Here is a 7,086-nt window from a genome sequence, read left to right as displayed (position 1 = left end):
GTGCAATGAAGCGAAAGAAACCTCCTAAGCCTGGGCGCATGAAGCCATTGGTCCTTGTGGTGCTGTTGTTGCTCATTCTTGTTCTCTTGAGCCTTCCCTTTGCGTTGTGGTTGCTGACGCCAAGACCGAACCTTGCAATCACCGTCTATGACAAGAGTGTCGCAACCGCCAAAGCCGAGCAGCATCAAAACTTGGGATGGTTTCTCAGCCACAATAAATTCCCCACCGAAGAGGGAAAACCCTTCAGGACACAATCCACCTATCTAGGCTACCATCCGAGAGAAGATAACCCAATCCGGGACCTTTCGACCTTGGATGAGAAGACCGACCTGCTCTACATTGCCGACACCTACGGGGTGTACAAGAGCGGTGAAGGCTTCTCCCGCACGCTGGCCGAAGGAGAAAGCAACCTCATTTGGGGAGGAAGCAGTGCTTCGGATGTGCAGGCGATCAAAGCATTCCTCAATCGTGAAGCCAGCAGCACCGTCGTCGCCGAGTACAACACCTTCGCAACCCCAACCCCCTCGTATGTACAGGCACAGCTGTATGAGGTACTGGGCACACGCTGGACCGGCTGGACCGGCATGTACGTCAATGACCTTTCCAAGCAGGGCGAAACACCCTCCTGGATTCTCGACCTCTACAGCACACATTGGAATTACACGGGAAGCGGCGTCCTCCTGTACAACACCGACGATGAGATTGTAGTACTGAGAAGCGGCATCGAGCTTGGACCCGGGCAGATGACCTTCTCATACACCGAACTGGGAACCGACATCCTCGCACTCTCCGGTTCTACGGCTTACCGCCTTCTCTTCGACATCACCGAGCCGCTTGCGGGCACCGAGGTGCTTGCAACCTACACCCTCGATGTCAGTGAGGAGGGAAAGCAGCTGCTTGAGCGCTTCGGCCTGAGCTCCACCTTCCCTGCAGTCCAGCTCAAGCAAACCGCAAACCATCGTTCCTATTATCTGGGAGGCAACTGGGCATACAGCAAACACTCATTGAGTTTATTCAGGCTCAAGGGCTTGTCATCGTTGCTTGAAGCTGTAGCCACCGGGGAGAGGGTATTCTCCTGGAAGTTCTACATGCCCATGCTCACCTCCATATTCAAGGAAGCCCTGCAACGGAAGACAGAGGTCATCGCACCCCTTGCACGTGAAGTTGCAACCACCGGCCAGATCAGGATGATCAGCCGGACCAACGGCCGAAACCTTGAACTCTACCGAGAAGGGAACTGGGAGCCCTACTTCGTCTACGGCATGAACCTCGGCACCGCCATGCCCGGACGCTGGTTCACCGAGTTCCCCCAGGACAAGAGCCTGTACTACCACTGGCTTGAGCAGATGGGCGAGCTGGGTGTAAACACCATCCGCATCTACACCCTGCTCGATCCCCAGTTCTACCAAGCCTTCAGCCTCTACAACCGAATGCATCAGGATAGGCCTATCTATCTGTTGCAGGAGATCTGGCCGGAGGAAGAGCCGCCGGGGCACGACTACCTCGAACCCGCTTATCAGAAAGCGTTCGAACAGGAAATCATCAACGTCGTCGATGCGATTCATGGAAAGGCGGACATCCCCGAGCGCAAGGGAAGGGCCTACGGCGTCTATGAAACCGACGTCTCTTCCTATGTGCTTGGATACCTCGTCGGACGAGAGCTGGAACCTCACGAGGTGGAGCAGACCGACATCAACCACAGCGGCTACCGCTTTGCAGGCCGGTACATCAGTACGACAGAAAAGGCCACTCCCACCGAAAGTTGGCTCGCCCAAAGCTGCGACTACCTGCTCTCCTACGAAGAGGCAACCTATGGTTGGCAGCACCCCGTCTCGATTGTCAACTGGCCTACGCTGGACTACCTCGTCCATGAGTCGGAGCGCGATGAGAACGGAGAGAAAATCAGAGAGTACAACGATCGCACCACGGTGAACATCAACCACCTGTTGGTCGGAAAGGACAACCAAGCCGGGCTCTTCGGTTCCTATCACATCTACCCCAACTATCCCGATTTCATGAACAACGAACCCTCCTTCAATGACTATGAGGATGAACAAGGACGGCTTCGCTACGGCGGCTATCTGAAGGCTTTCATGGAAGGCCATCAGAAATACCCGGCTGTGGTTGCAGAATTCGGCATCGCCACCGGCATGGGCAACGCCCACTACAGCCCCGACGGCTACCACCATGGAGGCTTGACCGAGGAAGAGCAGGCTCGGGCGATCATCCGCATGTTTGAGGCCATGCAGCGGGAAGGGTACAGCGGCGGCATCATCTTCGAATGGATGGACGAGTGGGCCAAGAAGACATGGACCACCGAACCCTACATGGTCCCCTATGACCGCCAGATACTGTGGCACAACGCCATCGATCCCGAGCAGAATTACGGCATCCTTGCCTATGAGGCGGTCAAACCCAGCCGAAGCGGAGCCACCTCGGTCGGAAAGGCCTTGGTGCGACAGATGGATGTGCGCTCCGATGCCTCATTCTTGCATATCGACATCACCCTTGATCGTCCCCTGAATCTTGGAAGAGAGCAGCTGCTGATCGGCATCGATACGCTGTATCGCGACCGGGGGGAAATAAGGTACACCCCCGAGCTCGACCACACCGCTCCTTCGGGGATGGAGTATGTGGTGGTGCTCGACTCCTTTGAATCGTCCCGCCTGCTCGCCCTCAAGGAGGCGAACTACACCACCTACCGGTTCAGCACCTCCCCGATCTTGAAGAGCGACGGTCTTTTTGAACCAATGCTCAAACTGATAAACAAAGAGCGCAAACTACTGGACGGGACGGTGATCCGTCCCAGGTACGAAGATGCAAGCATCTTGAGATTCGGTAGCTTGGAAGGAAATACCAACCACTGGAAGATGGAAGGGAATACACTTTCCGTACGCATCCCTTGGACTCGCATCAATGTCAGTGATGTATCGTCTGCCCAAGTGCTTGACGATGAGAGAACCTACTACAGCGACCCGCTTCGGGACCACATAGCTACCACGACAACCGACGGCTTGGTGGTCAGTGTTGTGGTTGTCGATACCGTCGGGCAAACTGTAATTGATGCCCCAAAGGCGGCGACCCTTGTGCTGCCGGGATGGAACCAACCGGTCTACCAGCAGAGAATGAAGGCAAGCTATGACTTGCTCAAGGCATATTTTGCCAAGGAGAGAGCAGATGATTGACCTTACCAAACCCGTCGAGGTTGCCCAAGGCTTGTGGTGGGTGGGCTCAGAAACCACTCATCAGCATTTGCAGTGCAATCCCTATCTGTTCATCAAGGATGGCCTTGGCATACTTTTCGACCCGGGGTCGGTACTTGATGCCCAGGTCGTTCTGGAGAAAACCAAGAGCCTGCTCCCACTCTCCAACCTGAAAGCCATCGTCTGCAGTCATCAGGACCCCGACTTGTGTTCAGCCATCCCATTCTTTGAGAACGCAGGCTTCAAAGGGGAGATATGCTGTCATGAGCGGGCGGCTCTGCTCATCCAGTACTACGGCATTCGAAGTCCTTTCTATCTAGTGAATCATCACACGTATTCCTACAGCTTGAATGCCAAAACCTCAATCGGCTTCATCTTCGGCCCCTACCTGCACTTCCCAGGCTCCATCATGAGCTATCTGCCCGAACAGCAGGCTCTGATCAGCGGTGATCTCTTTGGCTCCATCACATCCGATTGGCACCTCTATGCCGATGAGAACTACCTCGATGGCATGAAGGCCTTCCATGAAGTCTACATGCCCAGCCATGATATTCTTGCATCTGCCATGGAAAGCCTGGAAAGCTACCCCATCCGCTTGATCTGTCCGCAGCACGGATCGGTCATCGACAAGAATGTCGAACAGCATATTGAAACCCTCAAAACCATGCAGTGCGGTCTGTTCCTTCAACCCAAGCAACTCAATCTTCCTTTGGAAGGAGGAGTCCGGTCTTTGCTCGACCAAGTGGTCCTGCGCTTGGTCACCATCTACGGTGAGCAGGAAATCCGGAAAACCTTTGAAAACTCACCGTTCACCCTGAACATCAAAAAGCGGAAGATCGCCAAGACTACAGTCCCCGAGGAACGGATGTGGGAGGATTTTTACTCCTTTCTGGAACAAAAACGAGGAGTGGAATACCTGTCCTCCATCTCCTCATTGGTGGAACTGTTGGGAAAACAGTACGACCTTGTCATACCTACGGCGTTCGCAACCCTCATCGCCAGTTCCGAGCGCACAATCAAGGAGAAGGATGCCGAGCTCAAGGATTTGGAGAAGAAGCTCAAGGGCCTGGAAGAGAGCATGTACCGCGATCCGGTGACTGCTCTCTACAACAAGGAGTTCCATCAGGCATTCCTGCTCAAGGAGCTTGAGGGCGGCGGCTCGGTCGTCTCGCTGGTGTTGGGCATTGACAACCTGGAACGTATCAACCTCGACTATGGCAGCAGCGAAGGCGACCGGACTATGAGGATTCTCTCTGACTTGTTGCTGCAGAGCGTCGAGCCGAATGTGCAGGTTTGCCGCATCACCGGAGGGATGTTCGCACTCCTGTGCACATCCCTGACAAAAGAGCAGGCCATTGAGCGCGCTGCGAAACTGGGCACCCTGATTGCAGAGGAAGACCGTTTCATCGTTCCCATCACCGTCTCGATGGGAATCGTTCACTCTGATGAGATCGACGAGCGCAAGAAAGATGATGCAGCACTGATGGCGGCTGAAATCAACAACACGGCCGCCTTCCGCCTGCGGCTTGCACGAAAGAAGGGAGCGGGTAGCATCGTATACACATCGACTAGCGAAGCAGGCAGCCGTTCTGCTTTCACCATCCTCCTTGTAGATGTTCCATCCTTCTCCCGGGACCTTTTGAAGCAGACCATGGAGAAGGAGCGCTATCGTGTCCTGGTCGCAGACAACGGCCTGGAAGCGAAAAAACTCGTGCTTGCAGGAGGGGTGGACCTGGTTTTGTGCGAGCTGCTCATTCCCAAGCTCAGCGGTCTGTCACTGCGCAAGGAGCTTTTGCGCAACCCTGCTACTGCAGGCATTCCCTTCATACTCATGTCGGCGAACAAGCAGGAGCAAACGGTCAGAAGGGCTTTCGACTTGGGTATCCAGCACTTCCTTGCCCGTCCGTTGGCCTTGTATGAGTTGGCAGGCCTGGTCAACTTCATTGCAGAGAAGGAGGCCTGAGATGTCCGGCAATATCGCAATCTTGATGACAGGTGCTGTATTGGCTCTCAACCTGCTTGTCCTGCTGGGTATCGTAAGCCTGCGTCTGGTACGATCAAGCAGGAAACGCAGGCTCGACAAAGCTAAAGCCCTCTTTCTCTCCCAACTGAAGGCAGAAAGGCCCGACTTCTCCTGTTTCAAAGCAAACACCCTGCTCAAGCTCTACGGCAGGCTCAGCGACAGCATCCAGCTGGAGAGTGCCGTCCATGAGCAGATTCTCAGCTATCTTTCAGACTCGAAGGTTGTCAAAACACTGGCCAAACGATTGCATTCCCCGTTCTTCGTCAGGCGGATTGAGTCAGCCGTTCAGCTCAAGCCGATGCTCGCCCTTCCCTCCTACCGAAATTTGTTCCTTCACGTGCTGGCTGAAGAAAAGAACCAAGTCGTTGTGCTCTACCTGTTCCAAGCCCTTTCCTGGGTGAAAGAGAAGCGCGCCATCATTCCCATGCTCAGACGCCTGCGTCGAGCGACGCCCTGGATGGCAGGCCGGTATCGCTCCCTCTTGATCAGCTACGAATTTCTGCTGCTCCCCTATCTGAAAAAGCGGCTTGCCGTCGACCGCAGCTACCTCGGGCTCCTCATCTGTGAATACGCTGCACAATTTCCCACCGACGAGCTCAAGCCCTACCTCATCCGCCAGGCACAGGGGAAGAACATCCTGGTCCGAAAAAGCGCCCTCTATGCTTTGTGCCTGCATTTCCCCCAAGAGCTGATCAAGCCCGCCTTTCTGGAAAGCCCCTTCCAATCTACAATGGGCTATGTAATACGAGCATATGCTCGCATCGGGGACAAGCGGTACATCCCTTCCCTCCTGGCATACAGCAAATATTCCAGTACACGCGACCAGTTGGTCCAGAGCCTTTCGGAGATGGCCTACAAGGACCCGACCCTGCTCAAGGACTTTCTCTCGCGTTTTGAAACAACACGCAACAAGAGTGAGACAGCAGTGCTGGCCAAGGTGTTGGACAACCGCCTCACCTATCTGCTTACCGCCTATCAAGGTGATTTGGACGAGCAGTTGACCAACCTGGTTTCCAGCTTGGTGCAGCAGCAGCTGGTCAGCGGTTTGGTGCAGTTTCTCAACACCAACAGCAACATCCACAAGCAGCAGCAGCTGGTCGCCCTTGTCAGGAACCTTGCCAAGCACAGCAAGCAACTCAAGCTACTGTTCTTTGCCTATCTGCACCCCGCTGTCTATCAGACGCTGAACATCTCCAAGCCGGAGACGGCAAAGCCTGCTGTGCAAGCCCATCAGGAGAAACCCCAGCGGTTGACCCTGATCCTTTTGCTCATTCTCACCCTTTTGATCTTCCCCTTGATCATCGTCCTCTCCGAGCTGCCCAACCTCATTGACCTGACATTCAAAGAGTTTTTGTCCTTGTATGTGGTTCGCTTCAATTACTTCTTGGTCTACTATTCGATTACGATCAATGCCATCTACCTGGTGATGCTGCTCATCTCCTTCAGAGCGGCGGGAGTGCAGAACCGCCTCTGGCGGGCGAAGGACAAGCGCATGCTTTTCACCAAAGGTTTGCTTCCCTCGGTCTCCATCATCGCCCCGGCCTACAACGAGGCCGCCAACATCATCGAGAGCACCAACAGCCTGCTCAATCAACAGTATCCCGACTTTGAGCTCATCGTCGTCAACGATGGCTCGAAGGACACGACGCTCCAGACTTTGATCACTTACTTCAATCTGGAGAAGCGTGACCAGTTGGTTCCCAAACGACTGAGGACCCGCTCTCTGAGGGGCATCTACAAGAACAAGGACATCCCCAACCTGGTCGTGGTGGACAAGGTCAACGGCGGCAAGGCCGATTCATTGAACTTGGGACTCAATGCAGCGACCAAGCAGTTCTTCTGCGGCATCGACGCCGATTC

General features: G+C 54.7%; 3 protein-coding genes. All 3 read left to right on the top strand.

Annotated elements, in window-relative coordinates; genetic code table 11:
* Window positions 1–38 precede the first annotated feature (38 nt).
* A complete protein-coding gene (locus tag B3F49_RS00530; protein WP_293908505.1) occupies window positions 39–3,185 on the top strand; it encodes a hypothetical protein in 3,147 nt (1,048 codons plus the stop codon).
* Complete coding sequence (locus tag B3F49_RS00525; protein ID WP_293908504.1) at window positions 3,178–5,166, top strand: response regulator; 1,989 nt, start codon at window positions 3,178–3,180, stop codon at window positions 5,164–5,166. The genes B3F49_RS00530 and B3F49_RS00525 overlap by 8 nt, the downstream gene beginning before the upstream one ends.
* Before the next feature lies 1 nt (window position 5,167).
* Window positions 5,168–7,086 (top strand): glycosyltransferase family 2 protein (locus tag B3F49_RS00520; RefSeq protein WP_293908522.1); only part of this gene is annotated, 1,919 nt, incomplete at its 3' end.

Source organism: Sphaerochaeta sp. UBA5836, from assembly GCF_002432845.1.
Classification (GTDB): Bacteria; Spirochaetota; Spirochaetia; order Sphaerochaetales; family Sphaerochaetaceae; genus Sphaerochaeta.
The sequence above is the reverse complement of the archived record's forward strand: the minus strand, read 5'-3'. Positions and strand labels throughout refer to the sequence as shown.

Bases quoted from the DNA above. Each gene is read 5' to 3' on its own strand.
- B3F49_RS00530 (WP_293908505.1), top strand. From the start codon at position 39: ATGAAGCCATTGGTCCTTGTGGTGCTGTTGTTGCTCATTCTTGTTCTC.
- B3F49_RS00525 (WP_293908504.1), top strand. From the start codon at position 3,178: ATGATTGACCTTACCAAACCCGTCGAGGTTGCCCAAGGCTTGTGGTGG.